Raw genomic sequence first — 17,967 nt, 5'->3', positions numbered from 1 at the left:
CGGAAGGACGACTGAACCTTCCCCGGGGGTTTGTGTTTTTCCGGGAAAGGCGGTTTGCTATTCCTCCGTAATCCCTTTTCTGCTGATGAAAGGAATCCCCCCGTGGCGCAGAAGGTTCAGGTCCTTCTTGTCGACGACCTCGACGGCGGCGAGGCGGACGAGACGGTGACGTTCGCTCTGGACGGCAAGACGTACGAGATCGACCTCACCACCGCCAACGCCGACAAGCTGCGCGGGCTGCTGGAGCCGTACGCCAAGAACGGCCGTCGTACCGGCGGTCGCTCGGCGGGCCGCAGCCGTGGTGGCCGTGCCGCCTCCGCAGGGGCGAGCCAGGACACCGCGAAGATCCGCGCGTGGGCCAAGGAGAACGGTTACAACGTCAACGACCGGGGCCGCGTCCCCGCCGAGATCCGTGAGGCGTACGAGAAGGCCAACGGCTGATCCCCCGTCGGCCCCCTGCGCGACCGTCCGGCGCGCAGCAGCCGGGCTCGGTGGCACTCCGTGGCCGCCGCGCTCACCAGCCGTACGTAATCGGGGGCGAGCCTGCCGCCCCCGAGGCCGGTCACCGGAAGTGTCGGCTCCACCTCGCGACCAGGCCGGGGAGGCCGCAACCACACGGCCTCCCGCGGATCGGAAGGGCCCCTTTCCCAGGGGCGCCCCTTTCCCGGGGTTTCCGGGTATTCCCGGTTTTCCCGGGGCGCGCGGCTTTCGCGGTCCACGCGGGTCTGCCGTTCCGGCCGGGCCGTCCCGCCCGTCCCGCTCGTACGGGACCGGGGGAACCGGACGCCCACGGGTGCCGGCGCGGGGATCCGGCCGCCGGAGCCCAGCGCCGTGAGGTCCAGGGCGATGCCGTCCCACTCCAGCCAGCGCAGCAGCTCCGGCAGCTCGTCCGCGCTGCCCACGGCGGTCAGGAACCACAGCGTCCCGGCCCGCCGGTCGAGCGCCACGGGTCCGGTGGGGCGCACCCGCGCCAGCACCGCGACGCCCGCGTCCGCGGGCAGACCCAGCGCGTCGAAGCGCAGCCCGGTCGGCAGCCCGAGCGGTTCGCCGCCGGTGGTAGGCCAGCCGAGCTCGTGCTCGTACCAGTGTCGTCGGCGGGCCGCCGGCAGGGCGTGGGCGAGGTCTCCGGGAAGGTGTCCGGCGACGTCTCCGGTGGGATCTCCGGTGGGATCTCCGGGGCGGGGTTGCGGCACGGCAGGGGCCATGAACGGTGCAACTGAGCCGACCCCTTGAGGTTACGCGCTGTCCATAAATGGGCACTCTCCGTACTGGAGGGGCGGGGCGCATAAGCGCCCCGGGTAGCGCGAGGGTGTTCGCCCGTAGCGGAGTACGCCGGCCTGCGCCGCATGGAGCGTGCGCCCCTGGGGGTAGGACTCCCACCATGGGGAGAGGCGGTACCGCAGGGCTGGAGGCGCGTCCGCCGGGAAGATCCGGGGGTGCGGCCGGTCCGGCCGGACCAGGGGTGCGTTCGCCATCGGCGTAGTGGCGGTGGGCGTATATGCCTGGCCTGCGGGAACATCGTCTCCCACCATCGGGTTGGAGGAGTTGTCGGCTGTTCGGCAGCAGGTTTCCCCGTCGACGCGGGGGTGATCCGGACGGATGTCGGCAGTTGGAATGAGCTGTCCCGTCCCGCGGGACTAGCATGCGGAAGGACAGGGAGGGGACCGACCCCTTACTGCCTGACCGCTCTGAGGAGCGATTAACGATGTTCGAGAGGTTCACCGACCGTGCGCGGCGGGTTGTCGTCCTGGCTCAGGAAGAAGCCCGGATGCTCAACCACAACTACATCGGCACCGAGCACATCCTCCTGGGCCTGATCCACGAGGGTGAGGGTGTCGCCGCTAAGGCCCTGGAGAGCCTCGGGATTTCGCTCGAGGCGGTCCGCCAGCAGGTGGAGGAGATCATCGGCCAGGGCCAGCAGGCCCCGTCCGGGCACATCCCCTTCACCCCCCGTGCCAAGAAGGTCCTGGAGCTGTCGCTCCGCGAGGCCCTCCAGCTCGGCCACAACTACATCGGTACGGAGCACATCCTGCTCGGCCTGATCCGCGAGGGCGAGGGCGTCGCCGCCCAGGTCCTCGTGAAGCTGGGCGCCGATCTGAACCGGGTGCGGCAGCAGGTCATCCAGCTGCTCTCGGGCTACCAGGGCAAGGAGGCCGCCACCGCCGGCGGCCCGGCCGAGGGCACCCCCTCGACCTCGCTCGTCCTGGACCAGTTCGGCCGCAACCTCACGCAGGCCGCCCGCGAGTCCAAGCTCGACCCGGTCATCGGGCGCGAGAAGGAGATCGAGCGGGTCATGCAGGTGCTGTCCCGCCGTACCAAGAACAACCCCGTCCTCATCGGCGAGCCCGGCGTCGGCAAGACCGCCGTCGTCGAGGGACTGGCCCAGGCCATCGTCAAGGGCGAGGTGCCCGAGACCCTCAAGGACAAGCACCTCTACACCCTGGACCTCGGCGCCCTGGTGGCGGGCTCCCGCTACCGCGGTGACTTCGAGGAGCGCCTGAAGAAGGTCCTCAAGGAGATCCGCACCCGCGGCGACATCATCCTGTTCATCGACGAGCTGCACACGCTCGTCGGCGCGGGTGCCGCCGAGGGCGCGATCGACGCCGCCTCGATCCTCAAGCCGATGCTGGCCCGCGGCGAGCTCCAGACCATCGGTGCCACGACGCTCGACGAGTACCGCAAGCACCTGGAGAAGGACGCCGCGCTGGAGCGCCGCTTCCAGCCCATCCAGGTCGCCGAGCCGTCGCTGCCGCACACCATCGAGATCCTCAAGGGCCTCCGCGACCGGTACGAGGCGCACCACCGCGTCTCCATCACCGACGAGGCCCTGGTCCAGGCCGCCACCCTGGCCGACCGCTACATCTCCGACCGCTTCCTGCCGGACAAGGCGATCGACCTGATCGACGAGGCCGGTTCCCGGATGCGCATCCGCCGGATGACCGCGCCGCCGGACCTCCGCGAGTTCGACGAGAAGATCGCCGACGTGCGCCGGGAGAAGGAGTCCGCGATCGACTCGCAGGACTTCGAGAAGGCCGCTTCCCTCCGCGACAAGGAGAAGCAGCTGCTGGCCGCCAAGGCCAAGCGGGAGAAGGAGTGGAAGGCCGGCGACATGGACGTCGTCGCCGAGGTCGACGGCGAGCTGATCGCCGAGGTCCTGGCCACCGCCACTGGCATCCCGGTCTTCAAGCTGACCGAGGAGGAGTCCTCGCGTCTGCTGCGCATGGAGGACGAGCTCCACAAGCGCGTCATCGGCCAGAAGGACGCCATCAAGGCGCTCTCCCAGGCCATCCGGCGCACCCGTGCGGGCCTCAAGGACCCGAAGCGTCCGGGCGGATCGTTCATCTTCGCCGGCCCCTCGGGTGTCGGTAAGACCGAGCTGTCCAAGACGCTCGCCGAGTTCCTCTTCGGCGACGAGGACGCGCTGATCTCCCTCGACATGTCGGAGTTCAGCGAGAAGCACACGGTCTCGCGTCTCTTCGGTTCGCCCCCCGGCTACGTGGGCTACGAAGAGGGCGGCCAGCTGACCGAGAAGGTGCGGCGCAAGCCGTTCTCCGTGGTCCTCTTCGACGAGGTCGAGAAGGCCCACCCGGACATCTTCAACTCGCTGCTTCAGATCCTGGAGGACGGTCGCCTGACCGACTCCCAGGGCCGGGTCGTGGACTTCAAGAACACGGTCATCATCATGACGACCAACCTCGGCACCCGGGACATCTCCAAGGGCTTCAACCTGGGCTTCGCCGCGCAGGGCGACGTCAAGACCGGCTACGAGCGGATGAAGGCCAAGGTCAACGAGGAGCTCAAGCAGCACTTCCGGCCCGAGTTCCTCAACCGTGTCGACGACACGGTGGTCTTCCACCAGCTGTCGCAGGAAGACATCATCCAGATCGTCGACCTGATGATCGCCAAGGTCGACGAGCGGCTGCGCGACCGCGACATGGGCATCGAGCTGAGCGGCGACGCGAAGCAGCTGCTCGCGAAGCGCGGTTACGACCCGATCCTGGGTGCGCGTCCGCTGCGCCGGACGATCCAGCGCGAGATCGAGGACATCCTCTCCGAGAAGATCCTCTTCGGCGAGCTGCGGCCCGGGCACATCGTGGTCGTCGGCACCGAGGGTGAGGGCGAGGAGAAGAAGTTCACCTTCCGCGGCGAGGAGAAGTCGGCCCTGCCGGACACCCCGCCGGTGGAGCAGGCGGCCGGCGGTGCCGGGCCGAACCTGTCGAAGGACGCGTGAGCGTCGCTTCGGTAGCGCTTACTGAGTAGGGCTGTCGGCCCCGGGACCGCGGATGCGGGACCGGGGCCGGTGGCTTTTACGCGGCGGGTTGGCCGTTGATGGTCAGGCGGTCGCCGAAGAGGTGGGGGTCGAGAACGGTCGGATGACCCTTGAGGTTTTCGACCTCGATTTCGAGGGCCGGTTCGCCCCGCAGGACTGAGAGGTCGAGAGCCTGCTCGGCGTCGTCCCTCACGTCTTCGATGCGAACCTTCCGCAGCCCTGGGAAGCGGCTACGTAGATCGGGTGTCAGGACGGGTGTGTCCACTTCCAGGACGAGTAGCCGGATGCCGGGCAGGCAGTGCCTCTGGTCCTGATCGCTGAGTGCCTTTTCCCGCAGTCCCAGTTCGGTCAGGTGCGGGCGTTCCCGCAGATGCTGGAGTGCGCCTGACCCTGCCAGTTCCGCGTAGAGAAACAAACCCTTCAAGTTCGGTAATGGCGCAAGACTGCCGAGCCGCAGTGCGTTCTGCGAGACCACTGTCAGACGCCCAAGGCCGGGCGGTAAGTCCGGGAATCGCCCGTCGCTGTCGGCAAAGTTGGTGAGCCGCAGGGTGCGGAGGCCGACGAGGCGCGGGAGCACGGTCAACGCGGTGGAGGACAAACGGCGGTTGGCCACCAACTCCAGCGCCGTCAGGTTCAGCTCGGCCAGTGCTGACAGGTCTCTCACCATGGGGCAGCGATGGATCGACAGCTCTTCGATTTCCGGATGGTCGCGCAGCAGGCCGAGGTCGGCGAGTGAGTTGTTGCGGACGAGCGAGAGCTGTCGCGTGGTGCATGCACGAAGGGCCGTCCGGAGATTTTCCGTGTCGCAATCCCCGGAGATGAGCAGTCTGTCGATGTGACCGAGGCGCGGTAGGTGTACGAGCTGGGACTGGCGGAAGATGCGCACGCCCATGTCGTCCAAACGCATGCCCGCGAGGACCTGTTCCGCGAACTGCGGGGTGTCCAGGTAGGGCCACGACGCGACGATTTCCGCGCGGACCTCCCGGGCGTCGAGCCGGCCGTAGCGCGCCAGGCGGGAAAGTCCGGCGTCGCCGAGCAGCCTCAGCACCTGTACATATCCGACGGCGTCCGCCGGGCGCAGACCCTCCGGATCGGGAATCACGGGCAGGGCGTCCGGGCCCAGTGAGGCCAGGTGGAGGACCTCCTGTTCGGTGCAGGGAGCGCCCATCGCCCTCAGCCTTTCCCACACCTCGTCGTGCCGGCTGTCGTCGAGCGCCCCCGCACTCATCGCGCACTCCACGGCGAGGGTGCGCAGCGCGAACCGCGCCTCCCTTTCCCCGGCGGCGTCGCCGGCGGCCACGAGGCCCGCGATCACCGCTTCGGTCTCACGACGGTTGCAGTGCCCGATGACCAGCCGGATGACGTCCTGCCACTGTTCCTCCGCGGCGTGACCGAGCAATTCCTTGAGGCAGTCGGAATCCTGGAACTCCTTCGCGGCGAGGAAGTCCTGGAACGTCCGGTGAATGAACTGGAGGGAGTCCGGTGACCGTTCCTGGAGGAGGCCGCTGCGATTCAGCAAGTGGTCCATCAGGGCGTCGGCCGTGTACTTCCGGAGTTGGCGCAGGCTGCGCATGGCCAATTCGATCTGGCGGACGCCTTGTTCGCGGGTGAGTTCCGTCTGCCGGTTGCGGACGAGCCAGATGGCGATGTGCTGGAGGAGCTGCTGGGCGTCCTCGGCCTCCAGCGCGATGCCTTCCGGGGCGCCGATGCCCCGGCGGACGTCGCGGTTTCCGAGCAGCATGGCGAGCGCCGAGCGGTAGAGAGCCCAGCGGGTGTGCGGGAGGAGGCCGCTGCGGCGGCGGTGGAGGGCGCAGATGACGGCGCAGAGGAGGGGGGTGCGGGCGAGGTCGCTGAGGGTCCTGTTGCGCTGGAACTCGGAGGCGAGGTTGCGTTCCAGCTCGTCCAGGCGGGTGCGTTCCTCGCCGTGCTTGCCCAGGCGCGCCGCGTTGTGCCAGGCCCGCACGAACTCCTGGATGTCCGCGTCGCTCATCGGCAGCATCCGCAGCTCCTGGAAGTCCTGCCAGTCCAGCCAGCCGTCCTCCACGGCTCGCGGGCGGACGGTGACCAGGCAGCGGGTCAGCGGGTAGCGGCGCAGGAACTCGTCGAGCCACTGGCGGGCGGGGGTGCGGGACTCGCGGGGAAGTTCGTCCAGGCCGTCGACCAGGAGCAGGACCCGGCTAGCGTCGAGCATGCGGCCCGCCCAGCCGTCGGGCATGCCGTCCTCCTGGATGGCGATGCCGGGCAGCTGGGCCGGGGAGGGGCTGGTGATGCCGAGGGCGGCGAGGCGGCGCATGGGGACGACGAAGGGGACGAGCCCGTTCAGGGCGGCCAGCTTCTTCGGCAGGGTCTGGCAGGCCGTGTGCGAGGCGAGCCACCACACCAGCGTCGTCTTGCCCGCGCCGGCCTCGCCGCGGAGGATCGCGCGCGGGTGCACGGCCAGCAGGTCCTCGACGCGGCCGGGCTCCAGAGGGGCGCGGCCGGGCTCCTGCAGGGCCCGGACACCCTCCCGGTCCGGGGCGGCCTCCGCCTGGAGGCTCAGGTACGCCGTGTCCAGGTCCCAGCGCCTCTCGTGCTCGCCCAGATCGTCGAGGCCGAACACTTCCAGCTGCCCGTAGCGGGCTTTGACCGCTTTCGCGTAGCGCGCCTCGTACGCGAAGTCGTCGACGCGTGGGTAGTGGAGCGGGATCGCCTCGGGCCGGTTCGGCCAGTACTTCCGGAGGGCGGCGGTGAAGCCTGCTTTGCCGAGGATCTGGGAGAGCGGGACGGCCTCGATGGCGGAGTGCTGCCAGCCCTCCCGGTCCTCGGCGACCACGCCCACCAGCAGTGGGCCGGCGTACACCGGGCCGCCGGAGAGGCCCGACCAGGGCGAGTCGCCCGGGCGCGTGGGAGCCGGCGGATGGTGGTCCGTGCGCAGGACGGAACGGCCGCGCACCCGGGCGGCACCCGGAAGGAGCGTTCCGGGGACCTGGGCGATGTCCAGGGCGTCCGCGGCGGACCGTTCGACGTCCGGGAAGCCGAGGGCCTGGCAGCCGGGGACGGGCTCGCGGGTGGCGAGGACACCCCAGCGGAGCTGAGGCAGGGCTTCCGCGTCGACGAGGGGGCGGTGGGCGCGCAGGAGGGCCGCGTCGCACTGTTCGGCCGCGCCGAGCCACGCGATGTCGCAGACCGTCGGCTCGCGGTTGCCCAGGGCGATCACTTCGGTGCTGGTCCCGGGGGACACGACGTGGCCGCTGGTGAGGATCAGCTCTGGTGTCAGCAGCACGCCGCTGCCCTGCCGCGCCCCCAGGACCGCGACCACCCGGTCCTCCGGCGTCACTGCCCCGGCTCCACCGTCCCGAAGTTCGACACCCCGCCCGGACGCTGGTTGCCGACCTTCCAGCCGGTGCCGGTGCGCATGTCCTTGGGGGTGAGGGTGAAGGTGACCTTGTGGGTGCGGGAGGAGCCGCGGGTGGCGTCGGTGCCCGCGTCGACGACCCAGGCGCGGACCTTGCCGGAGCCCTTGAGTTCGCGGCGCATCTCGATGCCGAACTCCATGGTGATGTCGCCGACCTCGAAGCCCAGGTCCTTGCCCTCGCCGGTCGCGGCGGCGCTGGTCAGGCCGGTGCGGATGGCTTCGACGGCCTCCGCCAGTTCGATGCCGTCGAAAGGTGATGCGTCGGTCATGTCGTGAGCCCCCGGGGCGTCGCGGTGCGTAGGCGATTGCTGACCGGGAGCGTACCGGCGGTGGGGGGCCTTTGGTCCCGGAACGGGGGAGCCGGAGGTCCCGGCGCGGTGACAAGGCGCACAGGGTATTTCCGGAGTACTACCCGCTTTAGCAGGAAAGGCGCCTTCGGAATTGCGGGAAGCGCACCCGGAATTCCAGGGGGCAAGGGTCTCGGTCACTTCGCCCTCGCTACTAGCGGCGGCCGTAGAAAGGCCACTTGGAGCGGCTGGGAAGCGGCGGCTATCAAGGTAGGGCGATCCCGGTCCGCAGCCGGGATCGATTCCTGTCTTGGAGGTTTTTCTTTATGTCGAAGCGCAACGTTTTCCGTACCCGCCGCACCGCCACCACTCTGGCCGTCGGCCTGGGCGCGTCGCTGGCACTGGGTGCGGGCGTGGCGCTGGCCGCGGAGCCCGTCGCGCAGGGGTTCTCCGTGCTGTCCGCCGACTCCGCGACCGCCTTCGGCGAGTCGCTGAAGGCGCAGGCCGAGACGCAGAAGAAGGTCGCCGACAAGGAGCATGCCGAGAAGGCGGCCAAGGCGGAGAAGACCAAGCGCGCGGCCGAGAAGGAGCGGGCGAACCGTTCGCAGGCCCGTGCCAACCTGGCCGACGCCTGGGTGAAGCCGGTCGACGGGTACGTCATCGGCCAGCCGTTCGGCAAGGACGGCAATATGTGGGCCAACAAGCACAGCGGCCAGGACCTGGTCGTGCCCAGCGGCACCGCCGTGAAGGCCGTGCACAAGGGTGTCGTCGTGAAGGCCGGTGCGAACGGCGGCGGTGACGGTGCCGCGTACGGCAACGCCATCGTGATCAAGCACGACGACAACACGTACTCCCAGTACGCGCACCTGTCGTCCGTCGCCGTGCAGGTCGGCCAGAGCGTGACCGCTGGCCAGCAGATCGGCCTGTCGGGCTCGACCGGCAACTCGTCCGGTCCGCACCTGCACTTCGAGATCCGTACGACCCCGAACTACGGCTCCTCGGTCGAGCCGCTCGGCTTCCTGAGCGGTCACGGCGAGAAGCTCTGACGCACGCCGGCCGGTGAGAAGGGCGGGGACCCCCACGTCGCGGGTTCCCCGCCCTTCCGCGTGTCAGGGGGCTGTCGTCACTCCGCCGCGGTCAGGGTCTTCGCCGGGCCACCGCACGCCCGGGCCTCCAGCTCCCGCAGTACCGCCATCTCGACGACGTCGATCCCACCCTCGGGGCGGACCACCGGGACGCCGCGGGCCTCGGCGGTCGTGAGCAGGCTGTGCACCACCGCCGGGCTGCCCAGCAGGAACGCCAGCGGGTACAGGCTCACCTCGCAGCTCTTCTTCCGGCCGAACGCGCCGCCCCGGTAGACGATCTCCCCGGGGACGAGCACGTCCTGGACGGTGCCCGTCTCGTCCGCGCCGCGCAGGCGGCGGAAGAGGAGCGACGTGAGGGCCTCCGCGACCCGGTCCAGGACCCAGTCGCGGCCGGGGACGGCGATCAGGACGCGCCGGACGCCCTCGAAGGCGCCGTCGATGACGTCCTTGGTGAGCGAGCGGTAGCCGCCGACCATGCGGATCTCGACGACCTTGTCCCAGGGGATGTCGTCGCCGTCGAAGCCGACGGAGTCGGGGCCGATGCGCACCGCTCCGAACCGGTCCAGGAGCTTGAGCGGCTTCGCGAGCGCGCCCGGGACCAGCGGGTGGCTGCCGATCAGGCTGCCGAGGGAGACCTCCCAGGGCCGGGTGGCCGGGGCGTCCGGGGCGCCGAGGCGTTCGAGGGCCTCCATGACCCAGTCGCCGCCGGCGGCCAGCCGGTCCCGGCCCGCGTCCGCCGCCGCCCGGCCCGCCGTCGCGGACCGGCCGGCCGCCTCACGTCCGGCCGCGGCCGCGCGCTCGGCGGCCGCCTTTCCGGCGCTCGCCGCCTGGGTCAGCGCTCCGCCGACGTTTCCGAGCCGTCCCTTGATGCCCATGCGTCCCCCTGTACTGCGGCGCCCGTCCGTGCGGCGCCTTTGGTTCAGCGGGCAACTTTAATGGCGATCTTGGGCGGGACGGTGGGTACCCCCTGTGACCCCTTATGGCAGATGGCAGCGGCGGCGGAGAGCTCGGCGTCCGCTCAGCCCGGCACCCGGAGGACTCAGTCCGGTGCCCGGCTGACCTCGGTCCGGCGCCTGGTTGACCTCAGTCCGGCACCCGGATGATCGGAAATGTCCCTGTGCTCGTCGGCGACGACTCCGGTAGCCACAGCACCGCGATCGCCCCGCCGCCGCCCGCCGCCTCCGGGTCCGCGTTGCGGAAGGTGAGGCGGGCGCCCAGCACCCGGGCCTGGCCGGCGGCGATCGTCAGGCCGAGGCCGTGGCCCTTGCCGGCCCGGTCCTCGCTGCCGGTGCGGAAGCGGCTGGGCCCCTCCCGCAGCAGGTCCTCGGGGAAGCCCGGGCCGTGGTCGCGGACGCGCAGGACGCGGCCCTCCACGGTGACCTCGACGGGCCCCCGGCCGTGCTTGGCGGCGTTGGCGAGCAGGTTGCCGAGGATGCGCTCCAGCCGCCGGGGGTCGGTGTTGACGTAGGCGTGCCGGACGACGGTGACCCGGGCCTCGGGCGAGAAGGTGCGCACCCGGCGCACCACGAACTCGCCGAGTTCGATCTCCTGCATCTCGGCCCGTTCGGCGAAGCCGTCCAGCCGGGCCACCTCCAGGACGTCCTCGACGAGGGTGCGCATGGCCTGGGCGCGGTCCCTGACCAGCTCGGTGGGGCGGCCGGGGGGCAGCAGTTCGGCGGCCGTCAGCAGGCCGGTGACGGGGGTGCGCAGCTCGTGGGCGATGTCGGCGGTGACCCGTCGTTCCGCCTCCAGGCGGTCCTGGAGGGCCTGCGCCATGCCGTCGACGGCGCGGGCGAGGTCGTCCGTCTCGTCGCGCACCCGGCCGCCGATGGCCTCCCGCACCCGGACGTCGCGGTCGCCGTCGGCGAGCTTGCGGGCGGCGGCGGACGCCTTGCGCAGCCGGCGGGAGAGCTGGCCGCCGATGAGGATGCCGAGCGCGCAGCCGCCGAGGACCACCGAGACCGAGCCGATGATCAGGGCCCGGTCCATCTCGTCGAGGATCTTCAGCCGGTCCTGGAACGGCTGGTGCATGGAGAGGATCTTGCCGTTGGCCAGCGGGACCGACGCCCAGACCTGGGGGGCGGAGCCGCCGCTGTCCTGGACGAAGGTGGCGCGCTGCCCGAGGGCGGCGGCCTCCCGCAGCTGTTCGGGCAGCGCGGGGTCGTCCACCTTGGCGTGCAGCGTGGTCCGGCCCTGGCTGGTCCGGTAGTAGCGCTCGGCCAGCTGGATGCGCTGGTCCATTACATCGCGGCTGCTGTTGATCATGGAGGCGCGGGCGGCGTTGTGCACGACCAGGCTGAGCGCGACCGCGATCAGCGCGCCGACACCGGCGATGGCGAGGCTGACCTTCCAGCGCAGACCGCTGCGGAGGGTGAGGTTCACCATGGCGGGTGGGGCTCCTGGGGGACCGCGTCCCCGCGGAGGGATGCGACCTGGTGGGGGCGGGTCACGAAAGGTCAGCCTCTGAGTTTGTAGCCGAAACCGCGGACCGTCTCGATGCGGTCCTGACCGATCTTGCCCCGCAGCCGCTGTACGTGGACGTCCACCACGCGGGTGTCGCCGCCCCAGCCGTAGTCCCAGACGCGCTCCAGCAGCCGGTCGCGGGAGAGCACGGTCCCGGGGGCCGACGAGAACTCCAGCAGCAGCCGCATCTCGGTCGGGGTCAGGGCGACGGGCGCGCCGCCCTTGCGGACCTCCATGCCCTCCGTGTCGACCTCCAGGTCGCCGAAGCGCAGCAGGCCGCCGCCCTCGATGCCGCCGTGCTCGTCCGCGCCCGAGGCCCCGGCCGCGCCGCTGGCGTGTCCGAAGCGGCGCAGCACGGCGCGGATCCGGGCGACCAGGACGGCGCCGTCGAAGGGCTTGGTCACGTAGTCGTCGGCGCCGGCCTCCAGGCCGAGGACGACGTCGATGCTGTCGGCGCGCGCCGACAGCATGATGACCGGCACGGTGGACTCGTCGCGGATGCGCCGGCAGAGGCTGACGCCGTCCAGGCCGGGGACCATCACGTCGAGCAGGGCGATGTCGGGCCGCCGCTCCCGGAACCGCTCCAGGCCCTGGAGCCCGTCGGGCACGGCGGTGACGACGAAGCCGTCCCGTTCGAGGGCGAGCTGCGTCGCTTCGCGGATCACATCGTCGTCCTCGACGAAGAGCACATGCGTATCGGCCACGCCGCTCCCAGCCCTCCTAGCCCGAATTCTCGCTCTTGCCCGTGCTGCCGCCCACCTTGCTGAAGTCGGTGTGCGTACGTCCCGTCTCCCGGAACTTTCCGTCCGACCAGTGGTACGTCACCTCGTCCTCGCCCGACGGGTCGGCGACGGGGTCGCCCGAACCGTAGATCTGCGAGGTGATCAGCAGATCCCCGCGGTCGATGTCGGCGTAGACGGGCGACTGCTCGGACGAGAACACATTCTCGTACGAGTCTCCCTTGGCACGGTACACATACGAACCGATGCCGATGGCGTCGCCGCAGGTCAGGATGTTCACGACGACGTCGTCCCGGGAGCCGCCGGTGAGCTGCCCGTAGATCACGTCGACCGGGTACTGGTCCTTCACGCACGGCTTGAAGTTCTTCTTGACCGCGTCGCTGATCTTCGGATCGGATTTGATCAGGGCGGCGGCGTCGATCTTCCGCCGGGTGGGCGGCGCGGAGGGCGTCGCGGTGCGCTTCTCCGCCTTCGCCGCCGACTGCGGCTGGGCGGGGCCCTCCTTGCGGACGCCCTCGCTGCTGGTGTTGCAGCCCGCGAGCAGCAGCCCGGCGACCGCGGCGAACGCGGTGACCGTCCCGCCGGCGATCAGTGCGGGACGGGCGGGTCGCGTGGCCGGATCGGTCCGGCCGGCCTCCTCGCCGATCGCCTTTCTCAGGCCGCGCACCGTTCCTGCCCCCGCTCGTGACGATCGAGGGCGTGGAAGTCCAGGTCCCGGTTCTCCAGCTCCTGACGCAGCCGCGCCAGTGCCCGGTGCAGGGTGCTCTTGACCGTGCCGGTCGACATGCCGAGCGCCTCCGCCGTCTCCTCGGTGCTCATCTGCTCCCAGTGTCGCAGGACGACGACGCTGCGCTGCTTGGGCGCCAGGACCCCGAGGACGTCCATCAGCAGCGCGCGGTCGGCGTGCTGCTCGGTCCCGTCCTCGACGCTCGCGTCGGGAAGCTGCTCGGTGGGCACCTCGTCGAGCTTACGGGCCCGCCACCACTCCGTACGAGTGTTGATCATGACACGGCGGAGGTAGGCGTCGGCCAGCGACTTGTCCGCTATGCCGTCCCAGCGGCCGTAGGTGCGGACCAGCGCGGTCTGGAGCAGGTCCTGAGCGTCGATGGGGTCCGGGACGAGCCGCCGCGCACTCCGCAGGAGAGCGTCCTGACGGTTGCGTACGTACTCCTCGAAGTCCAGAACCTTGCCGCTGCTGGCCATACTCGCAGCCTCCATTCCGCTTGCGTCCCCGTGCCTGCTGGTGCGCGCCGGATGGTCTTCCAGCACGAGAGAGGACGCTACGGAGGAGCTGTTGCGACGTGATGTGCAGCAGCACTGCGGCTGGTGCACAGCTGTCCATAGGTTGTGTAACAGGTGGGGGGTAAGGGCAGCTCTGTCCGATTCAGAGGGGGGTGAGGACGGCCTCCGCTAGGTCAGCGGCAGCCGGTACGTCCCGTCCTCCAGCGGCTCCACGAGCCCGTCCGCCACCAGCCCGTCCAGCGCCCGGGCCCGCTGCGCGGGCTCGTCCCAGACGGCGTCCAGCGCCTCCTGCGGCACCGGCGCCACCGCCTCCCGCAGCACCGCCAGCAGCTTGCCGCGGACCTGGCGGTCGGTGCCCGTGTAGGTCTGCCCGCGGCGCGGCGGTCCGTCGTGCTCGGGGGAGCCGGCGGCGCGCCAGGCGCAGCGGGCGGCGATCGGGCAGCGCCCGCAGACCGGCGTGCGGGCCGTGCACACCAGCGCGCCCAGTTCCATGGACGCCGCCGCCCAGCGGGCGGCCACCGCCTCCTCGCCTGGCAGCAGCTCCCGGGCCAGCCGGCGCTCGGCGGCGGTGGTGGCGTTCGGCGGGTACTGGACGCCGGTGACCGCCCGGGCGAGGACCCGGCGCACATTGGTGTCCAGGACGGCGTGGCGCTGCCCGTACGCGAAGGACGCCACGGCGGCGGCCGTGTACTCGCCGACGCCCGGCAGCGCCAGCAGCTCGGCGTGGTCGTCCGGCACCGCGCCGCCGTGCCGCTCGGTGATCGCCGTCGCCGCGGCGTGCAGCCGCAGCGCCCGGCGCGGGTAGCCGAGCCGGCCCCAGGCGCGGACGGCCTCCCCCGGCGGCTCGGCGGCCAGGTCGGCGGGGCGCGGCCAGCGGGCGAGCCACTCCTCGTACACCGGCAGGACGCGGCTGACGGGCGTCTGCTGGAGCATGAACTCGCTGACCATCACGCCCCAGGGGCCGGCCTCCGGGCGCCGCCAGGGGAGGTCCCGGGCGTGGGCCTCGAACCAGGCGATCACCGGGAGGTGCAGGGCGGTTTCGGAGGCCGAAGCGGAACCGGGCGTCTGCTTCGGCAGGGCGGGAGTCGTAGTCATGGCGCTCCCGATCCTGGCACGGGGGCGCGCGGCGCGGAAAACGCCGACTTCAGGGGGTGCTCCGGAGGTTCGTGCGGGGGAGGGGACGGAACGGCGCGGGCGCGGGGGTCTCGTACGGGTGATCCCGGGCGGCCGGCGGCCCGGCGGCCCGCCCGTCCGCCGACCATGGAACCGTGGAAGGCCGCCGTGAAGCTCCGCCCCTGGTCCGCTGTCGCGCGTGCGCGAACCCGCTGTGGTGGGACATGACGCCCGTCCCCGGCCTGGCGCCGGGCTGGTACTGCTCCGCCTGCAAACACCCGCCGGAGCGTTACCGCAACACGGCCGCCGCCGCCCCGCTCTGCCCCGAGGGGTGCCCGAGCGCGATCGTCGAGACGACGGCGAACGGGAGCCGGCGGTTCATCTGTCACCGGTCGTGACGCGGGGTGACCGGGCCCGGGTTGGTTCCTGACCGGACCCGATCGCGGTGGCGAAGGGTGGAACCGGGCCATGACGGAGACTGGGTCCATGACGGAGACGCACACCGGTCCGGCCGCGGGCCCGCCGCCGGAGATCCGCGCGGCCCTCGGCACGCACACCACCCTCACCCTCGCCTACGGCGACGACGAGGGCCCGCAGGCGTGCGCGGTGCTCTACGCGGTGCGCAACCGGCCGCCGTACGAGCCCGGTTCGCCCGGGGAAGGCCGCGGAGATGAACGGATCTCCCTGGTCTTCGTCACCTCCACCACCACCCGCCACGGCCGTGCCCTCGCATCCGGGAACGCCCGCGCCGCGTTCACCGTGCAGCGCGACGGCCAGGAGTGGACCGCCCTCACCGGCGTCCAGGGGCGCGGCACCTGCCACCTCCTCGCCGGCGCGGAACGCGCGGCGGCCTGGGACGCGTACCGCGCCCGCTTCCCCTACGTGGAACGTTCGGAGCGGCTGCGGCAGGCGATGGACCGGACCGAACTCTGGGAGCTGCGCCCCGACTGGCTCCGACTCGTCGACAACGGACGGGGGTTCGGACACCGGACGGAATGGCGGCGGCCGGACGCCCCCTGCTGAAGGGGCGTGAGATTTGCTGCGTGAAACGACAGAAAAGTGCTTCCCACCGGTCGGATGATGAGAAAAGTAGGCACTCATACGGCGGGTACGGGGTGGAGCCCGGCCGGATCTCTCGTAGAGTTTTCGCGTGGGATCACTGCGCAATCCGATCGGGCCGCTTCCCTCCTCCATCTACTGGCGCCGGAGGGGAGTTGCGCTTGCCGTGCTCGGCCTCCTGGCCCTCCTGGTGGTGTGGCTGCTCACGCTCGGCGGTGAGGACGGGTCGTCGGACGGCAAGAACGGCGCGTCCAAGGGCGGCGGTGACTCGGGCGGTGCCACCATCACGCCCGGCCCGACCCCGTCCGGGCCGCACTACAGCCAACGGCCCGGCGGCCGTGACGAGTCGAACGGCGCCGGCGGCACGGGCAGCGGCGGCGGCAGCGGTGGTTCCGGCCAGGACCAGGGCGGCAGCGTCGGCGGTCTCGGCACCGTCGGCGGCGGCAGTGGCGGCGGGGCCGGTGGTACGGGCGGTGGCTCGGGCGGCGGCGCCGGTTCCGCGGGCGGTGCCGGTGGTTCCGGCGGTACGGGCGGTGGCTCCGGTGCGGGGCCGGCCGCGGGCGTGCTGGGGGCCGGTGACGCCAAGGTGCTGTCCAAGAACGCCTCGGTGCCTGACTGCACGTCAGGTTCGTTCCAGGTGACGGTGCGCAGCGTCAAGGGCTCCTACGGGCCGGGCGAGCGGCCGAAGTTCGAGATCGTGCTCAAGAACACGGGCAGCGGCGCCTGCAAGGTCGACATCGGGTCGCCGACCGCCGTCCTCAAGATCACCGACCCGGCCGGGACGCAGCACGTCTGGGCGTCCGACGACTGCCCGCGCGGCCGCGGCGAGGTGCTGGTGGAGGTGCCCGGCTCGGGCGAGACCAAGCGCACCCTGGAGTGGGACCGCAAGCGCAGCGCCCCGCAGTGCGCCGCCCCGTCGGCCGGGGCGGTGGCCGCGGCGGGCACCTACCGGGTCGAGGTCAAGGTCGGAGGCGTCGTCGACCGCGGGCAGTTCGTCCTGGACAAGGGCTGAGCGCCGCGCGGCGGGTTTCTACGGCGAGAGGGGGGTCCCGTCCGGGACCCCCCTCTCGCCGTCGCCTCCCAGGCCCTACACGTACCGCTCCAGGATCGACGACTCCGCCAGGCGGGACAGGCCCTCGCGGACCGAGCGGGCGCGGGCCTCGCCGACGCCCTCCACGGCCTGGAGGTCGTCCACGCTCGCGGCCAGCAGCTTCTGCAGCCCGCCGAAGTGCTCCACCAGCCGCTCGATGATCGCGCCGGGCAGCCGCGGCACCTTCGCCAGCAGGCGGTAGCCGCGCGGCGAGACGGCCGAGTCCAGCGTCTCCGGCGAGCCGCTGTAGCCCAGGGCCCGCGCCACGATGGGCAGTTCGAGGAGCTCGGTGTGGGTGAGCGAGTCGAGCTCGGCGAGCGCCTCGGGGACCGTCCGGGTGCGCTTGGCGGTCGGCTCGGGGACGTAGTCCCGGACCACCAGGTCGCGCTCCGGCTCCACGCCCGCGATCAACTCGTCCAGCTGGAGGGAGAGCAGGCGCCCGTCGGTACCCAGTTCGACGACGTACTCGGCGATCTCCGTGGCGATGCGCCGCACCATCTCCAGGCGCTGCGAGACCGCCGTGACGTCCCGGACCGTGACCAGATCCTCGATCTCCAGGGCGGAGAGCGTGCCGGCCACCTCGTCCAGGCGGAGCTTGTACCGCTCCAGGGTGGCCAGCGCCTGGTTGGCGCGGGACAGGATCGCGCCGGACTCCTCCAGCACGCGCCGCTCCCCGTCCACGTACAGCGCGATCAGCCGCATCGACTGGCTCACGGAGACGACGGGGAAGCCGCACTGGATGGAGACCCGCTGCGCCGTGCGGTGCCGGGTGCCGGTCTCCTCCGTCGGGATCGACGCGTCCGGCACGAGCTGCACGCCCGCCCGGACGATCTTGGTGATGTCCTTGTCGAGGATCAGCGCCCCGTCGAGCTTGCACAGCTCACGGAGCCTGGTCGCGCTGAACTCCACGTCGAGGACGAAACCGCCGGTGCACATCGAGTCGACGGTCTTGTCCATGCCGAGGACGATGAGCCCGCCCGTATTGCCGCGAAGAACGCGCTCAAGGCCGTCGCGCAGGGCCGTGCCGGGCGCGACGGCGCTCAGCGAGGCGCGCATCAGCCCGTCGGCATGGGAGCCACCGGAGCCGCCCCCGGCCCTGCCGGGGCCCGATGCCCGGTCGTTGGCTGCCACTGCACTCCTCCGGTCGCATGGTCAACGGTGGCCGCGGACCGCCCCCGCGCCCCCGTTTCCGGTCGCGTGCTGGGGGAGGGCGGGACCAGGGGA

16 protein-coding genes are annotated in these 17,967 nt (G+C 71.6%); 6 read left to right on the top strand and 10 right to left on the bottom strand.

Annotation, left to right across the window (positions count from 1 at the left end; all coding sequences use genetic code 11):
- The first annotated feature begins 102 nt into the window (after positions 1-102).
- Positions 103-441: a histone-like nucleoid-structuring protein Lsr2 gene (locus K7I03_RS14300; RefSeq protein WP_004949517.1), complete on the top strand. Its 339-nt coding sequence runs from the start codon at positions 103-105 to the stop codon at positions 439-441.
- Here the strand turns inward: K7I03_RS14300 and K7I03_RS14295 are convergent.
- A complete protein-coding gene (locus tag K7I03_RS14295; protein ID WP_224347046.1) occupies positions 372-1,193 on the bottom strand; it encodes an SCO3374 family protein in 822 nt (273 codons plus the stop codon). The two genes, K7I03_RS14300 and K7I03_RS14295, sit on opposite strands and share 70 nt — an antisense overlap.
- A 512-nt stretch (positions 1,194-1,705) precedes the next feature.
- Between K7I03_RS14295 and K7I03_RS14290 the strand changes: the two genes are divergently transcribed.
- Positions 1,706-4,231 (top strand): ATP-dependent Clp protease ATP-binding subunit, encoded by a 2,526-nt coding sequence (locus tag K7I03_RS14290; RefSeq protein WP_004949520.1) that lies wholly within the window; start codon positions 1,706-1,708, stop codon positions 4,229-4,231.
- 76 nt (positions 4,232-4,307) lie between these two features.
- On the opposite strand, the gene K7I03_RS14285 is transcribed toward K7I03_RS14290, so the two are convergent.
- Positions 4,308-7,586, bottom strand: coding sequence for an NACHT domain-containing protein (locus tag K7I03_RS14285; protein WP_185942250.1), 3,279 nt, complete (start codon positions 7,584-7,586; stop codon positions 4,308-4,310).
- Positions 7,583-7,933, bottom strand: a complete 351-nt coding sequence (locus K7I03_RS14280) for a trypco2 family protein (RefSeq protein WP_185942249.1) — start codon at positions 7,931-7,933, stop codon at positions 7,583-7,585. Before K7I03_RS14280 ends, K7I03_RS14285 begins: the two co-directional genes overlap by 4 nt.
- Before the next feature lie 344 nt (positions 7,934-8,277).
- On the opposite strand from K7I03_RS14280, the gene K7I03_RS14275 reads away from it, so the two are divergent.
- Positions 8,278-8,997 carry a M23 family metallopeptidase gene (locus tag K7I03_RS14275; RefSeq protein ID WP_185942248.1) on the top strand — a complete coding sequence of 240 codons (720 nt, stop codon included), beginning with the start codon at positions 8,278-8,280 and terminating at the stop codon, positions 8,995-8,997.
- Between the two features lie 77 nt (positions 8,998-9,074).
- Here the strand turns inward: K7I03_RS14275 and K7I03_RS14270 are convergent, their stop codons facing one another.
- The 6 genes from K7I03_RS14270 to K7I03_RS14245 all read right to left on the bottom strand — a co-directional run bounded on the left by K7I03_RS14270 (position 9,075) and on the right by K7I03_RS14245 (position 14,576).
- Positions 9,075-9,911 (bottom strand): hypothetical protein, encoded by an 837-nt coding sequence (locus K7I03_RS14270; RefSeq protein ID WP_185942247.1) that lies wholly within the window; start codon positions 9,909-9,911, stop codon positions 9,075-9,077.
- 208 nt (positions 9,912-10,119) lie between these two features.
- Positions 10,120-11,421 carry a two-component system sensor histidine kinase CseC gene (cseC, locus tag K7I03_RS14265; protein WP_185942246.1) on the bottom strand — a complete coding sequence of 434 codons (1,302 nt, stop codon included), beginning with the start codon at positions 11,419-11,421 and terminating at the stop codon, positions 10,120-10,122.
- A gap of 71 nt (positions 11,422-11,492) precedes the next feature.
- On the bottom strand, positions 11,493-12,203 hold the full coding sequence (cseB, locus tag K7I03_RS14260; RefSeq protein ID WP_185942245.1) for a two-component system response regulator CseB: 711 nt from the start codon (positions 12,201-12,203) through the stop codon (positions 11,493-11,495).
- Positions 12,204-12,219: 16 nt separating this feature from the next.
- Positions 12,220-12,906 carry a hypothetical protein gene (locus tag K7I03_RS14255; RefSeq protein ID WP_185942244.1) on the bottom strand — a complete coding sequence of 229 codons (687 nt, stop codon included), beginning with the start codon at positions 12,904-12,906 and terminating at the stop codon, positions 12,220-12,222.
- The gene (locus K7I03_RS14250; protein ID WP_004949546.1) at positions 12,894-13,442 is read right to left on the bottom strand and encodes a SigE family RNA polymerase sigma factor; all 549 of its coding nucleotides are present in this window, start codon (positions 13,440-13,442) and stop codon (positions 12,894-12,896) included. Before K7I03_RS14250 ends, K7I03_RS14255 begins: the two co-directional genes overlap by 13 nt.
- Before the next feature lie 207 nt (positions 13,443-13,649).
- Positions 13,650-14,576, bottom strand: coding sequence for an HhH-GPD family protein (locus K7I03_RS14245; protein WP_224347045.1), 927 nt, complete (start codon positions 14,574-14,576; stop codon positions 13,650-13,652).
- Between the two features lie 242 nt (positions 14,577-14,818).
- Here K7I03_RS14245 and K7I03_RS14240 point away from each other — a divergent pair, with 242 nt between their 5' ends.
- The 3 genes from K7I03_RS14240 (at position 14,819) to K7I03_RS14230 (ending at position 16,665) form a co-directional block, all read left to right on the top strand.
- Positions 14,819-14,992 (top strand): hypothetical protein, encoded by a 174-nt coding sequence (locus tag K7I03_RS14240; protein WP_185942243.1) that lies wholly within the window; start codon positions 14,819-14,821, stop codon positions 14,990-14,992.
- A gap of 88 nt (positions 14,993-15,080) precedes the next feature.
- The gene (locus K7I03_RS14235) at positions 15,081-15,617 is read left to right on the top strand and encodes a pyridoxamine 5'-phosphate oxidase (RefSeq protein ID WP_185942242.1); all 537 of its coding nucleotides are present in this window, start codon (positions 15,081-15,083) and stop codon (positions 15,615-15,617) included.
- A gap of 202 nt (positions 15,618-15,819) precedes the next feature.
- A complete protein-coding gene (locus tag K7I03_RS14230) occupies positions 15,820-16,665 on the top strand; it encodes a hypothetical protein (RefSeq protein WP_313772150.1) in 846 nt (281 codons plus the stop codon).
- Positions 16,666-16,740: 75 nt separating this feature from the next.
- On the opposite strand, the gene disA is transcribed toward K7I03_RS14230, so the two are convergent.
- Entirely contained in the window at positions 16,741-17,874 is a 1,134-nt protein-coding gene (disA, locus tag K7I03_RS14225) for a DNA integrity scanning diadenylate cyclase DisA (RefSeq protein ID WP_185942240.1), read from the bottom strand.
- Positions 17,875-17,967: the final 93 nt, after the last annotated feature.

Source organism: Streptomyces mobaraensis, from assembly GCF_020099395.1.
Lineage (GTDB): Bacteria > Actinomycetota > Actinomycetes > Streptomycetales > Streptomycetaceae > Streptomyces.
The sequence above is the reverse complement of the archived record's forward strand: the minus strand, read 5'-3'. Positions and strand labels throughout refer to the sequence as shown.